Source organism: Prauserella shujinwangii (assembly GCF_003001955.1).
Lineage (GTDB): Bacteria > Actinomycetota > Actinomycetes > Mycobacteriales > Pseudonocardiaceae > Qaidamihabitans > Qaidamihabitans shujinwangii.
The window spans coordinates 598,996-624,894 of record NZ_PVNH01000002.1; the positions used below are offsets into that span (position 1 = coordinate 598,996).

At 71.3% G+C, this 25,899-nt stretch carries 28 protein-coding genes; 19 read left to right on the forward strand and 9 right to left on the reverse strand.

What is annotated here, in order from left to right; genetic code table 11:
• Window positions 1–299 precede the first annotated feature (299 nt).
• From B0I33_RS06240 to B0I33_RS06270, 7 genes are all read left to right on the forward strand, one after another.
• Window positions 300–791 (forward strand): CarD family transcriptional regulator, encoded by a 492-nt coding sequence (locus B0I33_RS06240; RefSeq protein WP_106177558.1) that lies wholly within the window; start codon window positions 300–302, stop codon window positions 789–791.
• Between the two features lie 89 nt (window positions 792–880).
• Window positions 881–1,468 (forward strand): IspD/TarI family cytidylyltransferase, encoded by a 588-nt coding sequence (locus B0I33_RS06245; protein ID WP_281259346.1) that lies wholly within the window; start codon window positions 881–883, stop codon window positions 1,466–1,468.
• A complete protein-coding gene (gene ispF / locus B0I33_RS06250) occupies window positions 1,465–1,938 on the forward strand; it encodes a 2-C-methyl-D-erythritol 2,4-cyclodiphosphate synthase (protein ID WP_106177560.1) in 474 nt (157 codons plus the stop codon). Before B0I33_RS06245 ends, ispF begins: the two co-directional genes overlap by 4 nt.
• Window positions 1,939–1,947: 9 nt before the next feature.
• A complete protein-coding gene (locus B0I33_RS06255; protein WP_106177561.1) occupies window positions 1,948–2,634 on the forward strand; it encodes an HAD family hydrolase in 687 nt (228 codons plus the stop codon).
• Between the two features lie 17 nt (window positions 2,635–2,651).
• The gene (gene cysS / locus B0I33_RS06260) at window positions 2,652–4,031 is read left to right on the forward strand and encodes a cysteine--tRNA ligase (protein ID WP_106177562.1); all 1,380 of its coding nucleotides are present in this window, start codon (window positions 2,652–2,654) and stop codon (window positions 4,029–4,031) included.
• Between the two features lie 3 nt (window positions 4,032–4,034).
• On the forward strand, window positions 4,035–4,994 hold the full coding sequence (rlmB, locus tag B0I33_RS06265; protein WP_106177563.1) for a 23S rRNA (guanosine(2251)-2'-O)-methyltransferase RlmB: 960 nt from the start codon (window positions 4,035–4,037) through the stop codon (window positions 4,992–4,994).
• An 83-nt stretch (window positions 4,995–5,077) separates the two neighbouring features.
• Window positions 5,078–6,514, forward strand: coding sequence for an MBOAT family O-acyltransferase (locus tag B0I33_RS06270; protein WP_106177564.1), 1,437 nt, complete (start codon window positions 5,078–5,080; stop codon window positions 6,512–6,514).
• Window positions 6,515–6,723: 209 nt separating this feature from the next.
• On the opposite strand, the gene B0I33_RS06275 is transcribed toward B0I33_RS06270, so the two are convergent.
• Window positions 6,724–7,938 carry a helix-turn-helix domain-containing protein gene (locus B0I33_RS06275; protein WP_106177565.1) on the reverse strand — a complete coding sequence of 405 codons (1,215 nt, stop codon included), beginning with the start codon at window positions 7,936–7,938 and terminating at the stop codon, window positions 6,724–6,726.
• Window positions 7,939–8,041: 103 nt separating this feature from the next.
• On the opposite strand from B0I33_RS06275, the gene B0I33_RS06280 reads away from it, so the two are divergent.
• The 3 genes from B0I33_RS06280 (at window position 8,042) to B0I33_RS06290 (ending at window position 9,559) form a co-directional block, all read left to right on the forward strand.
• Window positions 8,042–8,281, forward strand: a complete 240-nt coding sequence (locus B0I33_RS06280; protein ID WP_106177693.1) for a hypothetical protein — start codon at window positions 8,042–8,044, stop codon at window positions 8,279–8,281.
• Window positions 8,281–8,508 carry a hypothetical protein gene (locus tag B0I33_RS06285; protein WP_106177566.1) on the forward strand — a complete coding sequence of 76 codons (228 nt, stop codon included), beginning with the start codon at window positions 8,281–8,283 and terminating at the stop codon, window positions 8,506–8,508. Before B0I33_RS06280 ends, B0I33_RS06285 begins: the two co-directional genes overlap by 1 nt.
• Window positions 8,509–8,929: 421 nt before the next feature.
• Entirely contained in the window at window positions 8,930–9,559 is a 630-nt protein-coding gene (locus B0I33_RS06290) for a DUF4190 domain-containing protein (RefSeq protein WP_181193189.1), read from the forward strand.
• 108 nt (window positions 9,560–9,667) lie between these two features.
• Here the strand turns inward: B0I33_RS06290 and B0I33_RS06295 are convergent, their stop codons facing one another.
• The 3 genes from B0I33_RS06295 to B0I33_RS06305 all read right to left on the reverse strand — a co-directional run bounded on the left by B0I33_RS06295 (window position 9,668) and on the right by B0I33_RS06305 (window position 12,346).
• Window positions 9,668–10,348 carry a hypothetical protein gene (locus B0I33_RS06295; protein ID WP_106177567.1) on the reverse strand — a complete coding sequence of 227 codons (681 nt, stop codon included), beginning with the start codon at window positions 10,346–10,348 and terminating at the stop codon, window positions 9,668–9,670.
• Between the two features lie 146 nt (window positions 10,349–10,494).
• On the reverse strand, window positions 10,495–11,154 hold the full coding sequence (locus tag B0I33_RS06300) for a class II aldolase/adducin family protein (RefSeq protein WP_106177568.1): 660 nt from the start codon (window positions 11,152–11,154) through the stop codon (window positions 10,495–10,497).
• 400 nt (window positions 11,155–11,554) lie between these two features.
• Complete coding sequence (locus tag B0I33_RS06305; protein WP_106177569.1) at window positions 11,555–12,346, reverse strand: DivIVA domain-containing protein; 792 nt, start codon at window positions 12,344–12,346, stop codon at window positions 11,555–11,557.
• Window positions 12,347–12,592: 246 nt separating this feature from the next.
• On the opposite strand from B0I33_RS06305, the gene B0I33_RS06310 reads away from it, so the two are divergent.
• On the forward strand, window positions 12,593–13,822 hold the full coding sequence (locus B0I33_RS06310; RefSeq protein WP_106177570.1) for a DUF445 domain-containing protein: 1,230 nt from the start codon (window positions 12,593–12,595) through the stop codon (window positions 13,820–13,822).
• Window positions 13,823–13,875: 53 nt separating this feature from the next.
• The gene (locus B0I33_RS06315) at window positions 13,876–15,174 is read left to right on the forward strand and encodes an alginate O-acetyltransferase AlgX-related protein (RefSeq protein ID WP_106177571.1); all 1,299 of its coding nucleotides are present in this window, start codon (window positions 13,876–13,878) and stop codon (window positions 15,172–15,174) included.
• Here B0I33_RS06315 and B0I33_RS06320 read toward each other — a convergent pair.
• Genes B0I33_RS06320 through B0I33_RS06330 form a run of 3 tightly spaced genes read right to left on the reverse strand, consistent with a single transcriptional unit; the run spans window position 15,128 to window position 17,918 of the window.
• On the reverse strand, window positions 15,128–16,015 hold the full coding sequence (locus B0I33_RS06320; RefSeq protein WP_106177572.1) for a metal ABC transporter permease: 888 nt from the start codon (window positions 16,013–16,015) through the stop codon (window positions 15,128–15,130). The two genes, B0I33_RS06315 and B0I33_RS06320, sit on opposite strands and share 47 nt — an antisense overlap.
• A 22-nt stretch (window positions 16,016–16,037) precedes the next feature.
• Entirely contained in the window at window positions 16,038–16,856 is an 819-nt protein-coding gene (locus B0I33_RS06325; RefSeq protein ID WP_106177573.1) for a metal ABC transporter ATP-binding protein, read from the reverse strand.
• On the reverse strand, window positions 16,857–17,918 hold the full coding sequence (locus B0I33_RS06330) for a metal ABC transporter solute-binding protein, Zn/Mn family (RefSeq protein WP_106177574.1): 1,062 nt from the start codon (window positions 17,916–17,918) through the stop codon (window positions 16,857–16,859). It lies immediately after the preceding gene.
• A 130-nt stretch (window positions 17,919–18,048) separates the two neighbouring features.
• On the opposite strand from B0I33_RS06330, the gene B0I33_RS06335 reads away from it, so the two are divergent.
• Both B0I33_RS06335 and B0I33_RS06340 read left to right on the forward strand, forming a co-directional pair.
• Complete coding sequence (locus tag B0I33_RS06335) at window positions 18,049–19,149, forward strand: LacI family DNA-binding transcriptional regulator (RefSeq protein WP_106177575.1); 1,101 nt, start codon at window positions 18,049–18,051, stop codon at window positions 19,147–19,149.
• A 71-nt stretch (window positions 19,150–19,220) separates the two neighbouring features.
• Window positions 19,221–19,712 carry a beta-class carbonic anhydrase gene (locus B0I33_RS06340; RefSeq protein WP_106177695.1) on the forward strand — a complete coding sequence of 164 codons (492 nt, stop codon included), beginning with the start codon at window positions 19,221–19,223 and terminating at the stop codon, window positions 19,710–19,712.
• On the opposite strand, the gene B0I33_RS06345 is transcribed toward B0I33_RS06340, so the two are convergent.
• On the reverse strand, window positions 19,696–20,298 hold the full coding sequence (locus tag B0I33_RS06345; RefSeq protein WP_146147463.1) for a Pr6Pr family membrane protein: 603 nt from the start codon (window positions 20,296–20,298) through the stop codon (window positions 19,696–19,698). The genes B0I33_RS06340 and B0I33_RS06345 overlap by 17 nt on opposite strands.
• Before the next feature lie 65 nt (window positions 20,299–20,363).
• Here B0I33_RS06345 and B0I33_RS06350 point away from each other — a divergent pair, with 65 nt between their 5' ends.
• Together B0I33_RS06350 and B0I33_RS06355 are read left to right on the forward strand one after the other, a co-directional pair.
• Complete coding sequence (locus tag B0I33_RS06350; protein WP_106177696.1) at window positions 20,364–21,239, forward strand: HhH-GPD family protein; 876 nt, start codon at window positions 20,364–20,366, stop codon at window positions 21,237–21,239.
• A gap of 114 nt (window positions 21,240–21,353) precedes the next feature.
• The gene (locus B0I33_RS06355; protein WP_106177577.1) at window positions 21,354–22,322 is read left to right on the forward strand and encodes a peptidoglycan recognition protein family protein; all 969 of its coding nucleotides are present in this window, start codon (window positions 21,354–21,356) and stop codon (window positions 22,320–22,322) included.
• Here B0I33_RS06355 and B0I33_RS06360 read toward each other — a convergent pair.
• Window positions 22,311–23,078 carry an alpha/beta fold hydrolase gene (locus tag B0I33_RS06360; protein WP_106177578.1) on the reverse strand — a complete coding sequence of 256 codons (768 nt, stop codon included), beginning with the start codon at window positions 23,076–23,078 and terminating at the stop codon, window positions 22,311–22,313. The two genes, B0I33_RS06355 and B0I33_RS06360, sit on opposite strands and share 12 nt — an antisense overlap.
• A 13-nt stretch (window positions 23,079–23,091) precedes the next feature.
• Here B0I33_RS06360 and B0I33_RS06365 point away from each other — a divergent pair, with 13 nt between their 5' ends.
• The 3 genes from B0I33_RS06365 (at window position 23,092) to B0I33_RS06375 (ending at window position 25,851) form a co-directional block, all read left to right on the forward strand.
• Window positions 23,092–24,525, forward strand: coding sequence for a M1 family metallopeptidase (locus B0I33_RS06365; protein WP_106177579.1), 1,434 nt, complete (start codon window positions 23,092–23,094; stop codon window positions 24,523–24,525).
• Window positions 24,526–24,727: 202 nt separating this feature from the next.
• A complete protein-coding gene (locus tag B0I33_RS06370; RefSeq protein ID WP_106177580.1) occupies window positions 24,728–25,039 on the forward strand; it encodes an antibiotic biosynthesis monooxygenase family protein in 312 nt (103 codons plus the stop codon).
• Window positions 25,036–25,851 (forward strand): SIR2 family NAD-dependent protein deacylase, encoded by an 816-nt coding sequence (locus B0I33_RS06375; RefSeq protein WP_181193190.1) that lies wholly within the window; start codon window positions 25,036–25,038, stop codon window positions 25,849–25,851. The genes B0I33_RS06370 and B0I33_RS06375 overlap by 4 nt, the downstream gene beginning before the upstream one ends.
• Window positions 25,852–25,899: the final 48 nt, after the last annotated feature.

The window sequence follows — 25,899 nt, forward strand, 5'->3', positions numbered from 1 at the left end:
GGGTCCGACCCTGGGCGCAGACTATCCGGCGCCTTGGCGAGCGGCGTCACGTGGTAGCGGATCAGTGGCGGCCGCCACCTCGGGGCCACCCCCGCGACCCAAGATCAATTGTCCACAATGGAAATTCGTGGATCATGCGGAGCCCGTCCCGCCCACCTGCGTGAGTATGCCCAACGCCGGTTTGTCAACCCCCGTCCGCGCCGTGATCAGGCCATTGACCTGCGAGGACGATCTCGGGTGGCTGGTTCCCCGCCGAGCCTCCGTGCTAGGATGGACACAGCGAAAGGGGCAGAGGACACATGGTTTTCAAGGTCGGAGAGACCGTCGTCTACCCGCACCACGGTGCCGCACTCATCGAAGCGATCGAGACCCGAGTGATCAAGGGCGAGGAGAAGCAGTACCTCGTCCTCAAGGTCGCGCAGGGGGATCTGACCGTTCGCGTACCCGCAGACAACGCCGAGATCGTCGGCGTGCGTGACGTCGTGGGACAGGACGGGCTCAACCGCGTCTTCGACGTGCTGCGTGCTCCCCACACCGACGAGCCGACGAACTGGTCTCGGCGGTACAAGGCCAACCTCGAGAAGCTCGCCTCGGGCGATGTGAACAAGGTGGCCGAAGTGGTGCGCGACCTCTGGCGGCGTGAGAAGGACCGCGGCCTGTCCGCGGGCGAGAAGCGCATGCTGGCGAAGGCGCGACAGATCCTGGTGAGCGAGCTGGCCCTGGCCGAGGGGACGGACGAGGGCAAGGCCGAGGTCCTGCTCGACGAGGTCCTCGAGACCGCGGTGGTCTAGCGGCGCTCCGACGGATACGGTCTGCGATCACTCTGAACGTCGTCGCACTGGTCCCGCTCGACGCCGGGGACGCGAATTCACCGGGGGCACTGCTCCTGGCTCGAGACGAGCCCCTGGTGCGGCATGCCGTGCGTGGTCTGCTGCGGGCGGGTTGCGTCGATCAGGTGATCGTGGCCGTGCCGCCTGCGCAACTCGACGCGTGCACCACCGCGCTCGAACCGGTGGACGACGCGCGCATGAAGATCATCACCGCGGGTGCCGACCGCACCGGAACCGTGCGGTCGGCGCTCACCGGTGAGATCGGGCCGTCCGATGTCGTGCTCGTGCACGATCCGGAGCGGCCGTTCACTCCGGCCTCCACCATCGCCGCCGTGGTGGAGGCGATCCGCGCGGGCGCACCCGCCGCGATTCCCGTCGAACCGGTCACCGACACCATCAAGGTGATCGGGTCCGACGACGTGGTCCAGGGCACCCGCGACCGCTCCCGGCTCAGATCGGCGCAGAGCCCGCGCGGTTTCCGGGCCGACGTGCTGCTCGAGGCGGCCGGGACCGACCCGCTCACCGAACTCCGCCACGAGGTCCGCCTCGTGGAGGGGGACCCGCTGGGCAGGCGGCTCGCCACCCCGTTCGACGTGACCGTGATGGAGGCTCTGCTGACCGGCGAGGGGACCACGTGAGGATCGGGCAGGGCGTCGACGTCCATCCCGTCGAGGCCGGCCGGGACTGCTGGATCGCGGGGCTGCGCTGGGAGGGTGTGGACGGCTGCGCGGGGCATTCCGACGGCGACGTCGCCGCGCACGCGCTGTGTGACGCGGTGCTCTCCGCCGCGGGCCTCGGCGACCTGGGCGCGGTGTTCGGCACCGGCGACCCGCGCTGGGCCGGCGCGCACGGGGCGGAACTGCTGGCTGAGGCGCGCAGGCGGATCGAGGCCGAGGGCCTGCGCGTGGGCAACGCGGCCGTGCAGGTGATCGGCAACGCGCCCCGCATCGGCAAGCGCCGGGAGGAGGCGCAGCGCGTACTCGGGGAGGCGCTCGGCGCGCCGGTCAACGTGTCCGGCACCACCACCGACGGTCTTGGCCTGACCGGCCGCGGCGAGGGCATCGCCGCCATCGCCAGTGCCCTCCTGCTTCCCGCCGAGAGCCGGTAGCCTGGTTCTGTGACGATTCAGGCGGTGATGTTCGACTTCTCCGGCACCCTCTTCCGGCTCGAACAGGACGACACCTGGCTGGCCGACCTGACCGACCACGGCGGCGACCCGCTGGACATCGAGGCGCAGGCCGAGCTCATGCGCCGGATGACGGCCCCCACCACGCTCCTGGTCGACCTCGACGAGGAGCACCGGCACGCCTGGGAGCACCGTGACCTCGACCCGGCCCTGCACAGCAAGGTCTACCTCGAGGTACTCCGGCGGTCGGGCGTGCCGCGCGCGGAGCAGGCCAAGGCGCTGTACAGCCGGCTGGTCGACCCCGCCGAGTGGACGCCGTACCCGGACACGGAGGCCGTCCTGAAGGCCGCCGCGGGCAAGGGCCTGCGGGTCGGCGTGCTCAGCAACATCGCCTTCGACATCCGGCCCGCCTTCACCGAGCGCGGCCTGGACGCGTACGTGGACGATTTCGTGCTCTCCTTCGAGGAGGGCGCGATCAAGCCGGACCCGGCACTCTTCCGGGTACTGCTGGACCGGCTCGACGTGGCCCCGGAGCACGCGCTCATGGTGGGCGACAGCGAGGAGGCCGACGGCGGCGCCCGCGCTCTGGGCTGCGCGTTCGCACTGGTGGAACCGCTGCCGACGGCCGAGCGCACCGACGGGCTGCTGACCGCCCTGCGCGAGCACTCCGTGCTCTGACCCGTACCATTTCGGGCGTGGCCCTACACCTTTACGACACCGCGACCCGGGAAGTGCGGGAGTTCGCCCCCGCACGCAGTGGAACGGCGTCCATGTACGTGTGCGGGGCCACGGTACAGGGCATTCCGCACATCGGTCACGTCCGCGGCGCCCTGAACTACGACGTGCTGCGCCGCTGGCTCGTCCACAGTGGACTCGACGTGCTGATGGTGCGCAACGTCACCGACATCGACGACAAGATCCTCACCAAGGCCGCCGACGCGGGCAGGCCGTGGTGGGAGTGGGCGGCCACGCACGAGCGCGCCTTCGAGGACGCCTACACCGCGCTCGGGTGCCTGCCGCCGTCGATCGCGCCCCGCGCCACCGGGCACGTCACGCAGATGATCGAGCTGATGCGGCGGCTGATCGACTCCGGCCACGCGTACGCGGCCGAGGGGAACGTCTACTTCTCCGTGACGTCGTTCCCCGACTACGGCAGGCTGTCCGGGCAGCGGCTGGACGAGATGCAGCAGGGGGAGACGCAGTCCGAGGGCAAGCGCGACCCGCGTGACTTCACGCTCTGGAAGCGCAGCAAGCCCGGCGAGCCGTCGTGGCCGACCCCGTGGGGGCCGGGCAGGCCGGGCTGGCATCTGGAGTGCTCGGCGATGGCGACCACCTACCTCGGTTCGGAGTTCGACATCCACGGCGGCGGGGTCGACCTGGTCTTCCCGCACCACGAGAACGAGCGCGCACAGTCGCGGGCCGCCGGTGACGGATTCGCCCGGTTCTGGCTGCACAACGCGTGGGTGACGCTTTCCGGCGAGAAGATGTCGAAGTCGCTGGGCAACGTCGTCTCCATCCCGGAGATGCTGCGCCGCCATCGCGCGGTGGAGCTGCGCTACTACCTCATCCAGCCGCACTACCGGTCCACCATCGAGTACTCCGACGCCGCGCTGTCCGAGGCGGCGCAGGGCTACCGGCGGATCGAGCAGTTCCTCCGGCGGGTGGCGGGCAGCGCGGGCGAGGTGCGGACCGGCAAGGTGCCCATGGAGTTCGCCGAGGCGCTCGACGACGATCTGGGCACGCCGCAGGCCTTCGCCGTGCTGCACAACACCGTTCGCGACGGCAATGCGGCACTGGACGCGGGCGACTCCGCCCAGGCGATCGCCCTCGCGGAGAGCGTGCGGGCGATGACCGACGTGCTCGGGGTCGACCCGCTGTCCGCGCGGTGGGCCGAGCACGGTGGCGCCGAGGCGCAGGCGCTGGGCGAGCTCGTGCACGAACTGCTCGCCGCGCGGCAGCGCGCCCGCGCGGAGCGGGACTTCGCGACCGCCGACACCATCCGTGACCAGCTGACCCAGGCGGGGATCGCGGTGGAAGACACCCCTAGTGGTCCCATGTGGACAGTGAGAGACTGATCGATGGCAGGCAATTCCCGGCGCCGCGGCGCCGTGCGCAAGACCGGCACGAAGAAGGGCCAGGTCGTCGGTTCCGGCGGCCAGCGTCGCAAGAGCCTGCAGGGCAAGGGCCCCACGCCGCCCGCCGAGATGCGGCCGGGGCACCCCAAGCAGCGCCGTGCCGCCGCGGCCGCGAAGGCGGAGAAGAGCCGGACGAGGAAGCCGGAAGGCGGTCCCGAGGTCATCGCCGGGCGCAACCCGGTGGTGGAGGCGCTGCGGGCCGAGGTGCCGGCCACGGCGATGTACGTGGCGCTGAACGTGGACGCCGACGACCGGGTGACCGAGGCGGTGCGGATGGCCGCCGACCGCGGGATCTCGATCCTCGAGGTGCCGCGCGAGGAGCTGGACCGCAGGACGGGTGGTGCCCTGCACCAGGGGCTCGGTCTGCAGGTCCCCCAGTTCGAGTACGCGCATCCGGACGATCTGCTGACGACGGCGCGGAACTCGGGTGACGCGCCGCTGCTCGTCGCGCTGGACGGCGTGACCGACCCGAGGAACCTGGGCGCGGTGATCCGGTCAGCGGCCGCGTTCGGCGCCCACGGCGTGCTGCTGCCGAGCAGGCGGAGCGCGGGGATGACGGCGGTGGCGTGGCGGACCAGCGCGGGCGCCGCGGCGCGCCTGCCGGTGGCGATGGCGACGAACCTGACCCGGCAGCTGCGGTCGTACGCCGAGGAAGGGCTGATGGTGGTCGGCCTCGACGCGGACGGCTCGGTGGACATCGACTCGATGGATCTCGCCGTCGAGCCGCTGGTCGTGGTGGTCGGCTCCGAGGGCCGAGGGCTGTCCCGGCTGGTCCGTGAGACGTGTGACGTGACCGTCTCGATCCCGATGGCGGCGGGCGTGGAGTCGCTGAACGCCTCGGTGGCCGCGTCGGTGCTGCTGGCCGAGGTCGCCCGGCTGAGGAGGATCACGGGCCGCACCTAGGTCCGACGCGGACGGTTCCCGCCCCACCACGGCGAGCGCTCGGCTAGGGTCACGATGCCAGTCGTGACCAGGGGGATCGCCGGATGTCGTTCGTCTCGCCACTGTTCCTGTGGTACTTCATGCCGGCGGTGCTGCTCGCCGTGCTGGTGTGCCCGCGGAGCTGGCGCAACGGCATCGTCGCGATCGGCAGCCTGGTCTTCTACGCCACCGGCGCGGGCTCGTTCACACTGCTGCTGCTGGCGTGCATGGTGGTCAACTTCGCCGCCGGACCCTCCCTCGAACCGGACGAATGGGACATGCGGCCGCCGACGTGGCGGCGCAGGCTGCTCATCAGCGTGGTGGCGTTCGACCTGTCGATCCTGGTGATCTGGAAGTACGCCGGGTTCGCGACGGAACAGGTCGCCGCGTTCACGCAGCTGCTCGGCGGTGACTTCCCCATCGTGCAGCTGGCGCTGCCGATCGGGATCTCCTTCTTTACGTTCCACCACATCTCCTACGTCGTGGACATCTACCGGGGCGAACGCAAGGCACTGCGCGACCCGGTGTCGTTCGCGACGTACATCTCGATGTTCCCGCAGCTCGCGGCGGGTCCGATCGTGCGGTACCGGGAGATCGCCGACCAGCTGCCGCAACTGCGTTCGCACCGGCTCGACGACATCGCGGCCGGCTTCCCTCGCTTCGCCCTGGGGCTGTGCAAGAAGGCGATCGTCGCGGACTCGCTGGCGCCGATGGTCGACGCCTGCTTCTCGACGCCGTCGGACCAGATGACGTTCGCGATCGCCTGGCTCGGCGCGATCGGATACACGCTGCAGCTGTACTTCGACTTCTCCGGCTACTCGGACATGGCGATCGGGCTCGGCCGGATGCTGGGCTTCCGGCTGCCGGAGAACTTCGCGCGGCCGTACGCGTCGGTGACGATCACGGAGTTCTGGCGCCGCTGGCACATGTCGCTGTCCCGCTGGTTCCGGGACTACGTCTACATCCCACTCGGCGGCAACCGGCACGGCGTGGGCAAGACCTACCGGAACCTGTCCATCGTGTTCGTGCTGACCGGGTTCTGGCACGGGGCCGCGTGGACGTTCGTCGTCTGGGGTCTGTACCACGGGGCGTTGCTCATCATCGAGCGGGCGTTCGGCTGGGACCGGGCCCCCGAGGCGACCGGGCCCCGCGTGGCGCGGCGCGCGCTGACGCTGGCGCTCGCGGTGTTCGGCTGGGTGTTCTTCCGCGCGGCCGACCTCGGCCAGGCGCTCAACATGATCGGCCACATGCTGCTGCCCGACTTCGCCGGGCTGACCAACGTGGTCGAGGCGGCGCTGACCAACCAGCGGCTGGTCATCCTGCTGGCCGCCCTCGTCATCTTCTTCCTCCCGGCCCACCCGGTGGCTGGCCCGCTGCTCGAGTCGGCGCGCAGCCGGTCGGCGACGGTACTGCGGGTCGGCGTCATGACGGTGGGCCTCGCCTACGCCGCGATCCTCGTCGCCACCGGCACCTTCAGCCCGTTCCTGTACTACCAGTTCTGATCTCCGCGAAACGACGACCTGCGCGCGAGCACGAATCTACGGCCTGGCCAGGCAATAAGCCGTCTCAACGGTTTCCAACTGATTACACCCTCGTACGGCCCCAGTACGGGCCGAGAGGTGATCTTCATCGTGCACATGAGACGGCCCCGGGCACGGTGATCGCAGCACCGGCCGGCCCGCTGTCGTCCGACGAGTCCGCGAGGACTGGCCTACACGCGGATGCCTGCCCACCGGGCGAACCCGGCGATGGTGTCGGAGCGGCGCCGTTCCTGCTCAGCGAGCGTGACCACGGTCTCGCGCACCTGCGGGTGGTAGCGGGTCTGCTGGGGTGAGGTCTGGCGCGCGAGCAGCAGCGAGTGCAACGCCTTGTCTCGCTGGCCGTGCAGTTGGAAGCCGCGGGCGAGGTCGATCCAGTGGTGTCCGGCGCGTTCGCGCGGCGTGGTCCGGCCCGGCGTGAAGTCGGCGGCCCGCTTGACGGCCTCGGTCCCGTCGCGACGCTCGACGGCCAGCCCGACCGACCAGATACGCACCGAATCGGCGTCGAACGCGAGCCGGTAGTGGTCGCTGCCGGGGGTGACGTGCCGGGCGGCGTCGGCGGCCTCGGCGAGGTGCGCATCGCTGGCGGGGGCATCGCCCGCGCGGGCGGCGGCGAGCCCGGACTTGAGGTGCAGCACGCCGTGCATCGCGACGGCGGCCTCGTCGACGCGACGCAGCAAGCCGGTAATCCGCCCTCGCGCCTGTTCCAGGAAGGTCAAGGCGCCGGTCCACTCGGCGGCGGCGATCAGCTCTCCCGCCCGGTAGAAGTCCCCGGCGGCCATCGCGAGCGGGTCGTTCGACTGCCCGGCGGCCCACTCGATGCGATCGGTGCACAGCGACGACAGATCGGAGTGTCCAAGCTTCCAGCACACCTGCCCGGCCGCCGCGTAGGCCTCGGCAAGCAGGCCGTACACGCGTTCCCGGTCGTGCCCGTTGTGGGCGTGGGCCGCGGCGCGTAGCTCGGCGAGCAGGCCCGGCAGCTCAGCGCCGAGCGTGTCCAGCGTCGCCGAGTGCCGGAGCCGGGAGGCGTGGGCGACGGCGGCGGCCAGCGCGTTCAGCGGGCGCGGCGGGGCGCTCACGGCGGGTGGTAGGCGGTAGGCGGCCAGCTCGCGGCGTAGCGCGGGGATGATCGCGTGCACACGCTGGTCGTCGACCGTCCTCGGCTGGTACGGCTGGCCCATCAGCTCGGGCGCGGCCACGCCGAGCGCACGGGCGACCGCGGCGACGAACGCCGGGGACGCGGGCACGCGGCCCTGCTCGACCTGCTTGACCAGGCTCAGGGACACGTGTGCTCGCTCGGCGAGCTGCCGTTGCGTCAGGCCGGCCAGCATCCGTGCGGCGCGAACGTGGCCGCCGATACCCTCGCGCGCGTCATCGTCGGTGGTCATGGTGGGCTCCCTGCTCCTGGGGCGCGTCCACTGTCCAGCGTACCCAGCAGGATTGTTCCTGCTTTGATCCTTCGCGCGCGCTGTGGTTCCTACCATCCGTCACATGATCGCTCGCGACCGTGCGCTACTCGCCCGGCTTCGCCACGTGAACCAGCACCTCGGGGACGTGGTGCTCGCGCTGATGGCTTGCCAGGACGGCGGCGAGCTACCCGCCGACGGATGCCGCGCACTCGGCGAACACCTCACCGCGCTCGGCCACGAGCTCGTCGCGCGAGCCGACGAGCTCGATGCCCTCGACGGGCAGGTCGTCACGGCGACGACGAGGCGGGAGGTTCCGCGGTGATGCGCCGCCGCAGCCGCGCCGACTGGCTGATCGTCGGGCTGCTGGTCGTCTGCTTCGCGCTCGCCGTGCTGGTCGCCTACAACGTCACCACCGGGGCCGACCAGTCGAAGACAGCGAATGCCGGTGAAGTCGCCGCCGGCGACAATCTTCTCGCCGGTAATGCCGCTGTCACCGGACATGTCGCTGATCTCACGACCGGCTTACGCAGCAGCATCGGCATGTCCTGATTGACCTCCGAGAACAATCAGGCCCGTTGGTGGTGTCGAGCTGGCAATGCTGTTGAGGATGGTGCGTTGCCGCCCCGCTGGGTATGGACCGGCAACCGTCGCCGACGATCACCTCCCGCACGAGGTCGAGGCCACGCCGTGGTCCGCGCCGCACGGCGACCCGCGCGAGCCGGCCGACCGGCTGCTGGCCTTCGCTGATCGGCTACACCGGCAAGCGGGTGGGCGATGACCGCCCGGCTCGACCGGCACAGTCGTTGACACTTTGCCCCTCACTGTCACAACGCAGTCACGATCTTGCGGCGGCACGACGTCGGCGGCTAGCACCGAGACGCCGGGCAACGACACACAGGGACGGGTCCGAGTGCGCCGGGCAACCGGCGACCGTGCCCCCGTGTTCGAACAGACGAGAGGAACCAGCTGAATGTCCAGCCCCAACCCGTCCCAGGTCCCGCAGCCACCGGCACCGCCCGCGCAGCAGTCCCCGGCCATGCGCAACGGGCTCGGTACCGCCGGCTTCGTACTCGGCCTGGTCGGTGCCGTCTTCGCGCTGATCCCGATCGTCGGCGTGATCGCATGGCCCCTGGTCATTCTCGGGCTGATCTTCGGCATCCTCGGGTTCCTGCGTGTCCGCAAGGGACAGGCGAGCAACCGCGGTCTCGCGATCGCCGGCATCGCCCTGTCTGCGATCGGCCTGCTCATCTGCATCGCGTGGGTCAGCGTGCTCGGTAAGGCGGCCAGCGACCTCCACGAGGAGGCCAACCGCGCCGTCACCGTGCGGTACGAGGTGACGGGCGACGCCAGCGACGTCACCGTCACCTACTCGACGTTCGGGGACGAGAACAGCACGACCAACCAGGAGCAGGTGACCAGCCTGCCCTGGCAGAAGGAGTTGCAGACGAAGGGACTCGTCAAGGGCGGCTCGCTGACCGTGACGGCCGGACCCGAGGGCGGCGAGGTGACGTGCGCCGTCGTGGTCGACGGTCAGGAGGCCAAGACCAGCACCGCGAGCGGGCCGTTCGCCACCGCGTCGTGCGACAACTTCGGCAACTGAATCGGCCGGCGCGCGGGGGCCTCCCCTTTGCTCTGACGGGGAGGCCTCCGAGTGCGGAACTCGCGGGCCTGAACGCAGCACTCGCGGGCTTGAGCGGGGGACTCGCCGTCAGGCTTCGGTGGGGGCCAGGGCGAGTTGATCGGGGTGGAAGGCGTCCCGCCGCGGCGGCGGCAGCCAGGCCTCCGGGCGGAGGCTCTTCTTCCGGCCCAGCTCGGCGAGGCTGAGCGGGGCGGTGAGGTCGGCGCCGTACGGCGTGCCGTCGGTGACCCGGGTCAGGCGCAGGCCCTCCGGCGGGATCCCGATCCCGATGGCGACGACGTAGACCTCGTCGAGCGCGTCGGTGAACCCGGCCCACGCGCCCGCGAAGTACAGCACCTTCGCCGGCACCGGTTCGCCGTCCGCCTCCCACATCTTCGGCCGCCACTCGGCGTGCCGGCTCGCCTGGTTCTCGGCGTGCTCGACCAGCGCGAGGATCAGGCCGTCAGGGCGGGGCACCGAGCTGTCCGGCAGCGTGAGGTTGACCAGGCCGAACGCGCCACTGAACGCGACCTTGGCGAGCGGGTCGCCGCCGTTGGGGCACATCGCCTGCTCGTACCGCTTCCGCGGGAACGTACCGACACGTACGCCGTGCTCGGTGTCCCGCAGCCGGTGACCGAGCCACAGCGCCCACGCCGGTTCCCCTGGCGGGCTTTCGAAGAAGTCGAGCCACCGCGGGCCCTGGAACGTCCGGTCGAGCCCGTAGACCGCGAAGTCCACCGGCGGCGACACCTGTTCCGTCGCTGGGTTCATGGCACAAATACTGCACCGCGAACCACCGTGTGGCAGCTCGAGCGTTATCAAGCCGAAGTATTTCGCGACGGAGGGTGATATCGGCAAGCACAGTCCGGAGTGGACGCGTCGTGAGTGCGTTCCGTTGTTCTAACCACGTTTTTCACTCACGAGCGTGGGCGCTGGCCGTAGCCGCGCAGTTTGTCGACGACGTGCTCGATCTCCGCGGGCGGCAGCAGCCTCGGGTTGCCCGCCGACCGCGCGAGCAACCAGAGCTGGCACGCCCACTCCAGTTGCTGGGCACGGTCGTAGGCCCCCGCGAGATCCGCGCCGTAGGTCACGGTGCCGTGGTTGGCCAGCAGGCAGCCACGCCTGCCCTCCAACGCGGTCAGCATCGCCTCGGCCAGCTCGGTGGTGCCGTAGGTGGCGTAGGTGGCCACTCGCACGGACGGGCCGATGGTCGCCATGATGTAGTGGATCGGCGGCACCTCCTCGGCCACTGTGGACACCGCCGTCGCATGCACCGAGTGCGTGTGCACCACGGCGCCGATCGGAACGTCGTCCGGGTCCCGCGCCTCCCGGTAGACGCTGAGGTGCATCGGCAGCTCGCTCGTCGGCCTCAGTTCGCCGTCCACAACGGAGCCCTGGAGATCCACGACGGGAACGTCCTCCGCGGTCAGCGACTCGTATGCCACACCGGTCGGGGTCACGGCGACCAGGTCGCCCTCCCGCGCCGAGACGTTGCCCGACGTCCCCACGACCAGCCCGTCGGCGACCATCCGGCGCGCGTAGGCGCAGACGGCCGACCGTTGTTCCGCCAACAGCATTCACCGGCTCCAGAGTTCGCGTGCCGCGGTCAGCGAGGCCTGGTACCCCTCATCACCCCGATCGTAAGACTCCCCGGCGGCGAGCGCGGCACGAGTCGAACGGGCGCGTGTCCGGCGCCGAGGACGAACGGGTGCCGGGCCGGGGCGCGTGGCACGGCGGGAAACGGCGCATTCGGCGAGCGGCGGCGCCCGGCCGGCCACGGCGGCTCGGCCCGCGGGCGCCGCGGACGCGGAGACCGGCCACGCACCAGGAGCGACCGCGCTCTGGTGGAGCCGGATGGGGGACCGGAGCGGACGCGCTGGTCACGTCCTACCTCCGGTTCCGCACCCGGCTCCACGAACGGGAATGGACCGACGGCACGCGGTACGCCGTCGCGCTGGCGTGGCGGGCGCAGCCGGCTCAGGCCGGCTGCTTCGCGGGCTCGGCTTTCGCGTTCTTCGCCGCGGCGGCTTTCGGCTCGGCCTCGGCGTCGGGGGCCGAGCCGAGCTGCTCGATCGCCTGCTGCAGGGCGGTGTGGCTGGCCGCGAGACGCTCGGCGACGGTCTTGCGCAGCTCGAGGGCCTCCGTACGCGCCGCCTTGGCCTCGGCGAGCCGAGCCTCGGCGTCGGCGATCATCGCGTCGGTCCGCTCCTTGGCGCTGGACTCCAGCTCGGCGACCTTGCGCTCCGCCTCGGCGCGCTTGGCGGCGATCTCCTCCTCGGTCTTCTTCTCCGCCGCGGTGCGCCGCTCGTCGGCCTCGCGGTCGAGCTGGTCACGGCGGTCCTCGGCCTCCTTGGCCAGCCGTTCGGCCTCGGCCTCGGCCTTCTTCCTGGTCTTGTCGGCGTAGGAGTCGGCCGCCTGCCGCGTCGAGTCGGCGTCCTGTTCGGCCTTCTCCCGCAGCTCGGCGATCTCCTCCTCGGCGAGCTGCATCATGGTCTTGACGCGTTCGGTCATCGCCGCGGGACCGGCCGGGTCCTCGACCATGCGGGTGAGCGCGGCCTTCGCGTCCGCCAGCTCCTTCTGCGCGTAACTCAGCGCCTTGGTGAGCTCGGCGACGGACGCGGTGGCCTCGTCACGGTGCCTCGCGGCCTTGGCGAGGTCGTCGGCGAGCTTCTTCACGTGCTCGTCGACCTGGATCTGGTCGTAACCACGGAAAGCGGTCGCGAACTGCGTGTTCCTGGTGGGGTTCGGAGATTCTTCGGCTTCTGCCATCCGGCAACCTTAATGAGTCAACCCGCCCAATCCCATACCTCCAAACGGTCGCATTCGACGACCGACGGATACGGTCTTCCGGGGCGATGGCCACCGGCCTCCGAAGGCCCCGGGAGGGGAACGAGCGGGCGCCGGTGCCGCGCCCGCGGCGTGGGCGAAGCTCCAGCGGCGACGAGTCGCGGGTGCTGCTACCACTGCACCGAGCGCGAGTTACCGTACCAACCACGAGCGGGAGGGAGGTCCGTAGTGGACGCGGTCCTCGACGACCTCGCCCGCAACTGGGCGCTCTACGCCGCGATCCCGTTTGTCGCGGCCCTGATCGGCTATGTGACCAAGCGGGTGGCCATCGAGATGATGTTCCGCCCGCTCGAGTTCGTCGGCATCAAGGGCACGTGGATCGGCTGGCAGGGCGTGGTGCCGAGGCACGGTGGCCGGATGGCGGCGATCGCCACCGACCTGCTCACCGCCAACCTGCTGGACCTCAAGGAGGTCTTCGCCCGGATCGACCCTGACCGGATCACCAGGGAGATCGAGCAGCCGCTGCTGCGCGCGGTCGACGACATCGCCAGGGACGTGCTCGCCGAGTACCACCCCCGCATGTGGGAGATGCTCCCCGCGATGGCGCAGGAACTCGTCATCAAACAGGTGCAGGCCTCGACGCCGCGGCTGGTGCGCCAGTTCGTCGACGACCTGCGCGAGAACCTCGACGAGGTCCTCGACGTCAAGCACATGACCGTGCAGAACCTCACCCGCGACCGGGCGCTGCTGGTCCGGCTCATCCGCGAGACCTCCCGGCCGGAGATGGCGTTCATCGCCCGCTCCGGGATCTACTTCGGCTTCGTCCTCGGGGTGATCCAGTCGATCGTGTGGGCGCTCACCAAGGAGCCCCTGATCATGCCGATCTTCGGCGCGTCCATCGGGTTCTTCACCGACTGGCTCGCCATCAAGCTGATCTTCGTGCCGAGGGAGCCGATCCGGCTGTTCCACCGGTTCACCCTGCAGGGCAAGTTCCAGCGCAGGCGGGCCGAGGTCGCCCGCCAGTACGGCGAGCTGATCGCGCACGACGTGCTCACCGTGCCCAACCTCATGGAGTCGATCCTGCGCGGCCCGAGGTCCGACCGGCTGATGGCGATGATCCAGCGCCTGGTCGCGTCCGCCGTCGACGAGCAGTCCGGCGCCACCCGGCCGTTCGTCCGCGTGACCATCGGCGAGGCGCGCCTGGCCGAGCTGAAACGGGCGGCGGCGCAGCGGGCCATGCGCAGGTTGCCGGACACGGTCCGGCACGCCGAGGGGTACCTCACCGAGGCGATGGACGTGGCGAACATGGTCGAGAAACGGATGCTCCAGCTGACGCCGATCGAGTACGAGGGGCTGCTGCGGCCCGCGTTCCGCCAGGACGAGTGGAAGCTCATCGTGGTCGGCGGGATCATCGGCGGCATCGTCGGCGAACTGCAGGTCCTGCTCATGCTGCACTGACAGTTTCCGGGCTTCCGGACATCCCGTGCCGCCACGCTCGCTACCGTTGGCGCGTGACCGATCAGCCGACCCAGCTGCCTTCCGTGCACGAGGCGTGGCTGCCGAGGGAGCACCCGCTCCACCGGCCGCGCCACGGCGGCAGGCAGCTGCTGGCGCTGATCAGCGCGCTCGTGTTCTTCGCGACGCCCACCCTGCTCTGGACGGTCGGGGTCCGGCCGGGGAAGATCGAGAACCACGAGCTGGCGGGCTTCCCGAGCGTCGGCGACGGCTGGGGCTTCTTCACCGGGATGCCCCAGTGGGCCACCGACCAGCTGGCATTCCGGCCCGGCGCCATCCAGGCCGCCGACGCGATCAGCCGCGGCCTCTTCGGCGAGCCGCCCCCGTTCGACCAGGGCAGCTCGCCCCGCACCGGACCGCTGCCGGGCACCGGGCCCGCACCGGACCAGCGCGCGGAGGCGCCGTCGACGAACGAGAGCGGCTACCGCCGGGTCATCGAGGGCGAGAACGGCTGGCTCTACTACGGCTACGACAACTACGCGAAGTGCTCGCCGCAGCGCCCGCTGGCCGAGACCCTCACCGGCATCAACGAGCTGCGCAGGGCGGTGGAGGCCTCCGGCAGGCGGTTCGTGTTCGTCGTGGCCCCGGACAAGACGACGATGGTGCCGGAACACCTGCCCGCCGACTACCCGGACCGGGACTGCGCCCGCGCGGCCACCGCCGAGTTCTGGCGGCTGGTTCCCGGCCAGGCGGGTGCGATCGACCTGCGGCAGCAGCTGGTGGACGGGGCGCGGCGACTCGGCACGGCGATGTACCCGGCGCAGGACACCCACTGGACCGACGCGGGCTCCGTCGTGCTGACCCGGGCGCTGGCCGAGGCGGTGCGGCCGGGGATCACCTGGTCGTGGCGCACGGAACCGCTCGGTGAGTACTCGAACCCGGCCGACCTGCCGCCGATGATCGGCCGCGGCGGGGAGAAGACCAGCATGCGGTTCGCGTTGCGACCGGACGGCGAGACCGACCGCACCAGTCCGCCTCCGGACAAGCTCACGACACCACAGCGGCGGGTGGCGCCCCCGCTGGAGTCCACGGTGAACGAACCGACGCTGGTGTTCGGCGACTCGTTCACCCTCGCCTCGTCCCGCTACCTGCCCGCGGGGTTCAGCGACCTGACGATGCTCGCCTACCCCTCGATGGGCGACAACCCGGACGCCACCATCGCCGCGTTCGTGAAGTCCGACGTGATCGTGCTGGAGGTGGTGGAACGGTCGGTCGCGGCGGGCAACCTGCCGTTCCTCGAGGGAGACTTCATCGACCAGGTGGGACGGGCGCTGGCGGAGCGGCCGGTTCGGTGAGCGACCGGGCGCTGCGGCCCCGCACGAAGGCCACCACGCGGCAGCCGACGTAGATGGCGAACGAGATCGCGGTGACGAAGAAACTCACCGGCGCGCCGGGCGCGAGCGACAGCACGATCCCGCCGACGGCCGCGACCTCGGCGAACACGATCGCGAGCACGGTCGCCCGCCAGGGACTGGCGGTGATCCGCGCCGCCGCCGCGGCCGGGGTGACCATGAGCGCCACGACGAGCAACGCGCCGACGATCTGTACGCCGAGCGCCGTGGCGATGCCGACCAGTACCGCGAACAACGGTCCGAGCACGTGCACCGGCACCCCTCGCGCCACCGCCACGGCGGGATCCACGCTGGAGAACAGCAGCGGCCGGTAGATCACCGCGAGCACCGCCAGCACCACCACCGCGGACACGAGGAGCGCGGTCAGGTCGGTGCTGTCCACCGCGACGATCTGGCCGACGAGGATGCCGAACTTCTGCGAGGCGCGCCCGGGGTAGAACCACAGCAGCAGCACCCCGAGGCCGAGCCCGAAGGAGAGGATCACCCCGATCACCGAGTCCCGCTCGGACTCCCGCCTGCTGAGCAGGCCCAGCAGCAGGGCGGCCACGACGGCACCGGCGAGCGCGCCGATCCCCACCCCGACGCCCAGCAACAACGCGGCGGCCGCACCGGTGAACGCCAGTTCGGCGGTGCCGTGCACGGCGAAGGACATCCGCCGCATCACGATGAACGGGCCGAGCAGGCCGGCCACCAGACCGAGCACCGCCGCCGCCAGCAACGCGGTCTGCACCACGTCGAGCGCGAGCAACCGCGCGGTCAGGTCGAAATCGAACAGCTTCTCCATGCCCTGCCTTCTCGCGGCGAACTCACGAAACGTGCTGGTCCACGTGGTGATGCACCTCGTCCTCGCAGAGCGCGCTCTGCGCGCCGGCGACGTGGATCTGGCCGCCGATCCGCAGCACCTCCACGTGGGTGCCGTACAGCTCGGAGAGCACCCTGGAGTTCATCACCTCGTCGGGCGCGCCGATCTCGAAGTGGCCGTTGACCAGGTACAGCACCCGGTCCACGTACTCCAGGATCGGGTTGATCTCGTGCGTCACGAAGAGCACGGCGGTGCCCGCGGTGCGCCGCCGCTCGTCGATGAGCTCGCTGACCACCCGCTGATGGGTGAGATCGAGCGACGCCAGCGGCTCGTCGCACAGCAGGACGTCGGGGTCACCGATCAGCGCCTGCGCGACCCGCAGCCGTTGCTGCTCCCCGCCGGAGAGCCTGCCGACCGGCGACCTCGCGTAGGACTCGGCGCCGACCGAGGAGATCGCGCGCGCGATCCGCCGCCTGCGCTCGCGCAGGCCAGACACCCCCAGCCCCCAGCGGTGGCCGTCCAGGCCGAGGCCGACCAGGTCGACGCCGCGCAGGGTCAGCGACTCGTCGAGCGCGCGCTGCTGCGGGATGTAGCCGACCTTGCGGTTCTCCCGGCCAGGCGGGTTGCCTGCCACGCGTACCGAGCCCGCGCTGAGCTGCTGCAACCCGAGCAGCACCCGCAGCAGGCTGGTCTTGCCGGAGCCGTTGGGACCGAGCACGGCCAGGAACTCGCCGGGAGCGACCTGGAGATCGAGGCCCGACCACAGGGTGCGGTCACCGAACCGGAGCCCGGCGTCCTCGATCTCGACTGCCGCATCGCCCATCTAGCTGCCCACTGCTTCCGAAAGCGCGTTCACCTGGCCGGTCATCCACGCAATGTAGCTGGTCTCGCCCTCGGGAAGCGTCTCGGTCACGTTCACCACCGGCACGCCGGCGTCGCGCGCGGTCGTGACGAGGTTCTCGGTGACCGGCGTCGCGGTCTGCTCGTTGTTGATCACCGCGGCGAGCTGACCGCCCTCCACCAGCCTGCGCACGGCGTCCTGCGCGGCGACCGGCACGTCGGTCTCCTCCTCGATGGCCTCCGAGAACTCGGGCGGAGTCACGTCCTCCAGCCCAGCCGCCTCCATCAGGTAGTGCGCGACCGGCTCGGTAGCGATCACCTGTGCGCCCGGGTGCTCGGTACCGATCCGCTCCACCTCGGCCCTGAGGTCGTCGATCCGTTGCGTGAAGTCCTCGGCGTTGGCCGTGAACTGCTGCGCGCCGCCGGAATCCAGCTCGCCGAGCCGATCGGCGACCGCCTCGGCGACCTCGGCCACGGCGGGCAGGTCGTACCAGATGTGCTCGTTGGCTCCGCCGTGCCCGTGCCCGTGCGGGTCCTCCTCGGCATGGGACTCCTCGGCGTGGCCCTCCTCGGCGTGGCCCTCCTCGGTGTGCGACTCCTCAGCGTGGGACTCCTCAGCGTGGGCGGGCTCCTCGGCATGCCCGCCTTCCCCGGCGGCCTCGTGCCCCGCCGCCTCGACCGCGACGATGGCGGGCACGCCGGAGGCCTGCTCGGCGAGCTTGCTGAAGAAGTCGTCGTAACCACCGCCGTTGTAGAGCACCAGATCGGCGGACTGGACGTCGGCGACGTCCTCGGCGGTGGCCTCATACGAGTGCGGGTCTCCGGCCGCGGCGTCGATCAGCGACTTCACCTCGACGCGGTCACCGCCGACCGCGCTGACCACGCTGCCCCACACGTCGGTCGAGGCGACCACGGAGACCTTGCCGTCGGCACCGGCGTCGGCACCCCCTGCCGCGCCGTCTCCACCACAGGCCGTCACCACCAGTGCGGTGACGCCCAGCAGGGACATCGTGGTCAGCAGGCGCCTCGTGCGGGGAGAGTTCATCGGCCAACACGCTCCGTAGCGATAATGGAAACCATTGTCACGTTCAGCGTACCCCATTCGGGAAAAGCGCCGGTGTGACCCGTGCAGGGTCGTGCTTTAGCAATGGCTTCTGAACCGTTACGGTTTGTTCATGAACCGGCCGATGCGAACCAGGCGACAGGCGACTCTGGCGTCGCTCGCCGCCGAACTGGGCGTGTCCAGGACCACGGTGTCGAATGCCTACAACCGGCCGGACCAGCTCTCCCCCGAACTGCGGCGGCGGGTTCTCGAAACCGCCCGCAGGCTCGGCTACCCCGGACCCGACCCCGTCGCCCGCTCGTTGCGCACCCGCAAGGCGGGCGCGGTCGGGCTGCTGCTCACCGAGAACCTCTCCTACGCCTTCCGTGACCCGGCGGCGGTCGGCGTGCTCGAAGGGCTCGCGCTGGCCTGCGAGGACGCGGGCGTGGGCCTGCAGCTGGTGCCCGCGAGCCCCGGCCGCGAGGACGTGGCCGCCGTGCACCGGGCGGGCGTCGACGGATTCGTCGTCTACTCGGTGCCCGACGACGACCCGCACCTGGCCGCCGTGATGTCGCGACCCGTGCCCACCGTGATCATCGACCAGCCGCAGCTCGACGGCATCGACCGGGTGGGCCCCGACGACGCCGCGGCCACCGAGCAGATCGCCGACCACCTCGTCGGACTCGGGCACCGGCAGGTGGGCGTGCTGTGCATGCGGCTCGCCCGCGACCGCAACGACGGCTTCGCCCCCGTCGACCGGCAGCAGGAGGCGCACTACCACGTGCAGCGGACGCGGCTGGCCACGCTCGCCAAGAAGTTCGCCTCCGTCGGCGTCGAGTGGTCGGCGGTGCCCGTCGTGGAGCGCTTCGAGCACACCGTCGACGACGGCGCGTCGGCCGCCCGCGAACTGCTCGACGCCAACCCCCACGTCACCGCGCTGATCTGCACCTCGGACATCCTGGCGCTCGGTGCGCTCGCCGAGGCGGGCAGGCGTGGGCTGCGCGTGCCCGCCGACATCACCGTGACCGGTTTCGACGGCGTGGCCGAGGCCACCCGTGCCGGGCTCACCACCGTGCACCAGCCCGTACTGGAGAAGGGCAAGGCCGCGGGCAAGCTGCTGCTCAGCGCGGGCGACCGGGTGGCGCCGAAGGTGATCACGCTGCCCACCGAGCTGCGGGTGGGCACCACCTCCGCGCCACCGCGGACCGCCGAGGAACGCTGGTTCGGCCCGTAACACGCCGAAATACGAAGTGATTTTCGTCAGTTCGACTTGTGTGATCAGGTCACCGTAGGTCCAATGTGACCATGACGGCGATCGATCTCCTGCTCCAGCGCAACTCCGAGTCCGGCGACGTCGCGCCCGGCGAGCGGTCCGTCCCGGAGCCCTCGCTGCGGGTGGCCATCGTGATCTGCATGGACGCGCGCATCAACGAGTTCGCGCTGTTCGGGCTGGCCCCCGGCGAGGCACACGTACTGCGCAACGCGGGAGGTGTCGTCACCGACGACACGATCCGGTCGCTCGCGCTGAGCCAGCACAAGCTCGGCACCACGGAGGTGCTGGTCGTCCAGCACACCGGCTGCGGGGTGAACGCCGTGACCGAGGACGGCTTCAAGGACGAGCTCGAGCAGGCCACCGGCCTGCGGCCGACCTGGGCTGTCGAGGCGTTCCGCGACGTGCGCGCCAGCGTCCGGCAGTCGATGGAACGCGTGCGCCGCAGCCCGTACCTGCCGCACACCGACGGCGTGCGCGGCTTCGTCTACGACGTGCACACCGGCGAGCTCAGCGAGGTTCGCTGACGCGCGAAGAACTGCCCATCCGGTTGCCGACCCCCGCCACGACCACGGCGAGGACGCCGATCGTGCAGGCCACGAACAGGCTCATCGCCGCCACCTGCCCGTAGCCACCTTGCGCGGGGTCGAGGAACGGGTACGGGTACCAGCCGACCACCGATCCGCGCACCAGCGTGTAGGCGACGTACGCCAGCGGGAACACCAGCCACCACAGCACGTGCCCGCCGCGCAGCCGCGTGCGCGGCGGATCGGCGAGCCAGTCGACCGCCACCAGCAACGGCATCGCCGAATGGAGCGCGAAGTTCGCGAACTCGGGCGTCTGCACGTCCACGCCCCGCAGCAGGACCGCGTACACGATCCCGGTGGTGACCAGGTACAGCACCGCGGCGCCGCGCACCGGGGCCGGTACCGGCCGGAACGCGCCCGCGAGCAGGACCAGCGCGGCGAACAGGTTCGACTCGATCGTGAAGTAGCTGTAGTGGTCGGCCGGGACGAACCGGTCGCCGAGCACCACGACGAGGTGGATCTCGGCGGCGACCACGAGGAGGAAGCCCGCGACGCGCCACGCGCGGACCAGCAACGCTCTCGTCACGCGGACCATTACACCCCGGCACCCGCGCGAATGCCGTTCACGTCACCCGATCTAGAGTGACCGCGATGTCCATCGACGCCGACACCCTGGTCGACTGGTTCGGCACGGCCGGGCGCGACCTGCCGTGGCGCCGCCCCGACTGCACGCCGTGGGGCGTGCTGGTCAGCGAGATCATGCTGCAGCAGACCCCGGTCGCACGGGTGCTGCCGATCTGGGCGGAGTGGCTGGCCCGCTGGCCGCGCCCCTCCGCCATGGCGGCCGCGTCCCAGGGTGAGGTGCTGCGGGCCTGGGGCAGGCTCGGCTACCCGCGCCGCGCCCTGCGCCTGCACGCGGCGGCGGGGGCCATCGCGGAGCAGCACGGCGACCAGGTCCCGTCCGATGTGGACACCCTGCTCGCGCTGCCCGGCATCGGTGCGTACACGGCCAGGGCGGTGGCCGCGTTCGCCTACGGCAAGCGGGCGCCGGTGGTGGACACCAACGTGCGCCGGGTCGTGGCCAGGGCCGTGCACGGAGCCGGGGACGCCGGGCCGCCCTCGACCACGCGCGATCTCGCGGACGTCGAGGCCATCCTGCCGGACACCGACCGGGCGGCCGCACGGTTCTCGGCGGCACTGATGGAACTGGGCGCGCTGGTGTGCACCGCGCGCTCGCCCCGGTGCGCCGACTGCCCGCTGCTCGACGGCTGCGCGTGGCACCGCGCGGGCAAACCGGCCTACACCGGGCCGGCCAAGCCGGTGCAGAAGTACGCGGGCACCGACCGGCACGTGCGCGGGCTGCTGCTCGCCGTGCTGCGGGAAACCGAGGGGCCGGTGCCCAAGTCGCGGCTCGACGTCGTCTGGTCGCAGGCCGGTCAGCGCGACCGGTGCCTGGACTCGTTGCTGGTGGACGGTCTCGTGGAGCAGACGGCCGACGGCCGGTTCGCACTGCCCGGCGAGCACTGACCCACTACGAAAGTTGTTGGTTAATTGTCTCCCTCGCTGCGCGGGGCTAGCGTCAGCGACGCACGACCCTGCTGATCGATCCCGTGCACGACCACACACGCGAGGGAGACCGACATGGCCGCTCGTCCAGGGTTCGGCCGGCGCGCGTTCGCGAAGAGCGCGCTGACCGTCACCGCCGCAGGCGCGCTCGGCGCCTTCACCGCCACCCCCGCCGCGGGCCGCGGCAGGCGCGTGGTGCCACCGCTGATCTACAGCACCGGGGACTGGGGCGCACGGCCGCCCCGCGAGCCGATCACGGTGCTCGACCGCAAGCCGACCTACATCGTCGTGCACCACACCGTCGAACCCGGAAACGGCGACGACTTCTCGCGCGAGCACGCCTTCGCGATCTCCAGGGCGATCCAGAACTTCCACATGGACACGCGGGGCTGGATCGACACCGGCCAGCAGTTCACCAACAGCCGGGGCGGCTACATCACCGAGGGCAGGCACCGCAGCCTGGAGATCCTGCGCGGAGGAACGCAGCACGTGCAGGGCGCGAACGTGGGCGGGCACAACAGCGAGGTCATCGGCATCGAGAACGAGGGCCTCTACACCGAGGAGGACGTGCCGAAGGCGCTCTGGGACTCCCTCGTCGACCTGGTCGCCTACATGGCCGACCAGTACGGGATCCGGCCCGAGTTCATCAAGGGGCACCGCGACTTCAACTCCACCCAGTGCCCCGGCGACGTGCTGTACGCGCGACTTCCCGAGCTGCGCAGGGCGGTCGGCGCCCGGCTCGGCGTCGCCGTGCGGCGGCCCGCCGAGTGGCCGCTGCTGCGGCCCGGCGACACCGGTCCGCGGGTGCGCACGGCGCAGCGGCTGCTGCGGGAGCACGGCGCCCGCGGCGTGCCGGTGGACGGCGTTTTCGGGCCGGCCACGGAGGCGGCGGTGCGCGCGTTCGCCGAGGCCAACGGCGTTCCGCAGCGGACCTGCCACGCTGCCGCGCACAGGGACGAGACCGGTTACCTCGGCGCCGACCTCTGGCCGTTGCTCGCCGCGGGTCGCGATGCGCGGGCACTACGGGCGTCGCTAGCGGCCTAGCACCTCACACAGGAACGCCTCGACGGCGCCCCGGTACTCCAGCGGGGCGCTGTCGTGCACCACGTGCCCGGCACCGGGGACCACGACGTGCCTGCCGCCACCCGGTGCCCGCCCGGCCAGTTCCGCCTGCTGGCCGGCGGGCATCGCGGTGTCCCCAGCCTCGATCACCAGCAGCGGGCACTGCACACCGTCCACGTACGACCAGAACTCGCGCCGCCCCCACTCGGCGGCGATCTCGTAGAGGTCGGCCAGGTCGGCGATGAGGTGGTAGCCGTCGGCCCGTTCCTCCACGCACTCGGCGAAGTAGTCACCGGTGCTGCCGAAGAACCGGCGGACGTGGGCGATCGACTGGAACGGCACCGGCCACGACTCGAAGTAGCCCCGCCACTCGTCGACGGTCCGGCCACGCTGGTCGGGCGCCATGTCCTCGACCACCACCGCGCGGACCAGGTCCGGCCGGGTGGCGGCGAGCACCCAGGCGTGCAGTCCGCCCATCGAGTGCCCGATGACGACCGCGGGGCCCTCGTCGAGTTCCCGCACCAGCGCGGCGGCGTCCGCGGCGAAGTCCTCCGTGCGCCACGGCCCCCCGCGGCGCGCGCGGCCGTGCCCCCTCGCGTCGAGCCCCACGACGTGCCCGTAGGCGGTGAGCCACTGGGCCACCGACCACCACGTGCTCGCCCGGCCCATCAGCCCGTGCAGCAGCACGATCGGCTGTCCCCGCCCGCCGAAGTCAACCACGCCCTCACGCCAGAACACTTAGGCTCCGTCCATGGTTCACGACAGGGTGCGCACCCTTCTGCTCTGCGGCCTGGTCAGCACCCTAGTCGCCTGCACAGGCGGCGAACCGGACGAACCCCGGACCGAACCCGGCGCCGCATCGCCCGGCGCATCCGGCATCGGGGACCCGTACTACCCCGACGACGGCAACGGCGGCTACGACGCGACCGGCTACGAGGTCTCCGTCCGCTACGACCCCGGCACCGGGCGGCTCGACGGCGACACCACCGTCACCGCCCGCGCCACCCAGGACCTCAGCCGGTTCAACCTCGACCTGCGCGGCTTCACCGTCTCCTCGGTGGAGGTCGACGGCGGCCCGGCCGAGTTCACCCGCGAAAGCGACACCGAGCTGGTCGTCACCCCCGCCGATCCGGTGCGGGAGGGCAGCACGTTCGCCACCCGCGTCCGCTACTCGGGGGCTCCGCTCGACGCCACGAGCGCGCAACTCGGCGACAACGGCTGGCAGCGCTCGCCCTCCGGCGGCGCCTTCGTCCTCGGCGAGCCGCACTCCGCCGCCTACTGGTACCCGGTGAACGAGCATCCGAGGGACAAGGCGACGTTCCGCCTCACCGCACGCGTGCCCAGCGAGTGGACCGCGGTGTCCATCGGGCGGAGGGAGAGCTCCCGCACCGCCGACGGCTGGACCACCAGCACCTGGGTGGAGCCCAACCCGGTGGCGAGCTACCTCACCACGATCGCGATCGACCGGTTCGACGTCGTGCGCGGCACGCTCGCCGACGGCACGCCGGTGCTCAGCGCGTACGCGCCCGGCGCGAACGACCTGCGCGACGAGGGCGACCGGGTCGGCGAGATCATCGACTTCCTCGAGGGCGAGTTCGGCGAGTACCCACAGGCCACGGCGGGCGGCATCTACCTCGGTGCGGACGTCGGGTTCTCGCTGGAGACGCAGGGCAGGCCGACCTACACCCGCACGGCGGACCTGGAGACCGTCGTCCACGAGCTCGCCCACCAGTGGTGGGGCAACACCGTGTCGGTGCGGTCGTGGGCCGACATCTGCCTGAACGAGTGCCTGGCGAGCTACTCGCAGTGGCTGTGGGCGGAGGACAAGGAGGGCGACGACCTCGACGCCCGCTACCGGCGCGCGATCGACCGGTTCGCGGGCAGCGCGCAGTTCTGGGGCCGCAAGCTGTACGACATGGGGCCCGGTCACGAGTTCGAGGGCGTCTACAGCAAGGGCATCCTCGCGCTGCACGCGTTGCGCAGAGAGATCGGTGAGGACGCCTTCGGCAGGCTGCTGCGGGAGTTCCCGGCCCAGCACCGCAACGGCAACGCGAGCTGGCCGCAGTTCGAGAACCACGCCGAGAAGCTGGCAGGCAGGCAGCTGGACGGCTTCCTCGACGCGTGGTTCCGGGGCACCGAGCAGCCGCCCGACGAGTACCTGTACCCGGGCTCACTCCGCGGCTGACTGTGGCCGGGAGCGGGCGGAACTAGTGTTCCGTGTCCGAAGAACGTTTGCGCTCGCCGGGGCCCGGATCGCCCCTGGCTGCGTTGTCGCAAGGCCCGAGTACGGCACCCGGTACGAGGGCCCCGCTCCGCCTTGCCAGGAACGATCCGGATCACCCGGCAAGCGTGAAACAACCTCGGACACGGAACACTAGGGTTGGGGCATGGCTGTCGTGAAGATCAATGCGATCACCGTCCCCGAGGGCGCGGGTGAGGAGCTGGAGCGGCGCTTCGCGGCCCGGCTGCACGCCGTCGACTCGCAGCCCGGCTTCCTCGGCTTCGAACTGCTGCGCCCGGTCGCGGGCGACAACCGGTACTTCGTCTACACCAAGTGGGAGTCGGAGGAGCACTTCCAGGCGTGGGCGCAGGGTCCGGCGAAGGAGGCCCACGCGGGTGAACGCTCGAAGCCGGTCGCCAGCGGGGCGGACCTGCTGGAGTTCGAGGTCGTGCAGAGCTCGGCGCCCAAGCCGGAGTGACGGCCGGGCTCGACCGCGCCGCCGAGCTGATCCGCTCGGCGAGCGCGCTGCTGGTGTGCGCCGGGGCGGGCATGGGCGTGGACTCCGGGCTGCCGGACTTCCGGGGCGACCACGGCTTCTGGCGTGCCTACCCGCCGTACGCGCGGCTCGGGTTGCGGTTCGCGGAGCTGGCCGACCCCGTGCACTTCGCCGACGACCCCGAACTGGCGTGGGGCTTCTACGGGCACCGGCTCGGCCTGTACCGGCGCACGACCCCGCACCGCGGGTTCGACCTGCTGCGCAAGTGGGGTGCCGCGAAGCCGGGCGGGGTGCGCGTGTTCACGTCGAACGTCGACGGTCAGTTTCAGCGCGCCGGGTTCGGCGGCGTCGCCGAGGCCCACGGCTCGATCCACCACCTGCAGTGCCTGCGCCCCTGCGGCGCGGACATCTGGCCCGCCGACGACGTCGAGGTGACGGTGGATCCGGAGACGATGCGGGCGAGGCCGCCGCTGCCGGCGTGCCCGCACTGCGGCGGGCTCGCCAGGCCGAACATCCTCATGTTCGGCGACTTCGCCTGGCTGCCGGAGCGGACGGACGTCCAGCTCGCCGAGCTGCGGGAGTGGCGGCGGGCCCAGCGGGACGTCGCCGTGGTCGAGCTGGGCGCGGGCACCGCGGTGCCCACCGTCCGCAGGCAGGCGGAACTGGCCAGTGCGGCCAACGCCGCCCTGGTGCGGATCAACCCGAGGGAGCCGGAGATCCGGCACGGCCGGGGCGTCTCCCTGCCGCTCGGCGCCCTCGAAGCCCTGACCAGCCTGGACGCCCGGGTGTCGTGAGTGGCTCGTCGCTGACGTTGTCGTCAGTAACGAGCCACTCATGACAGT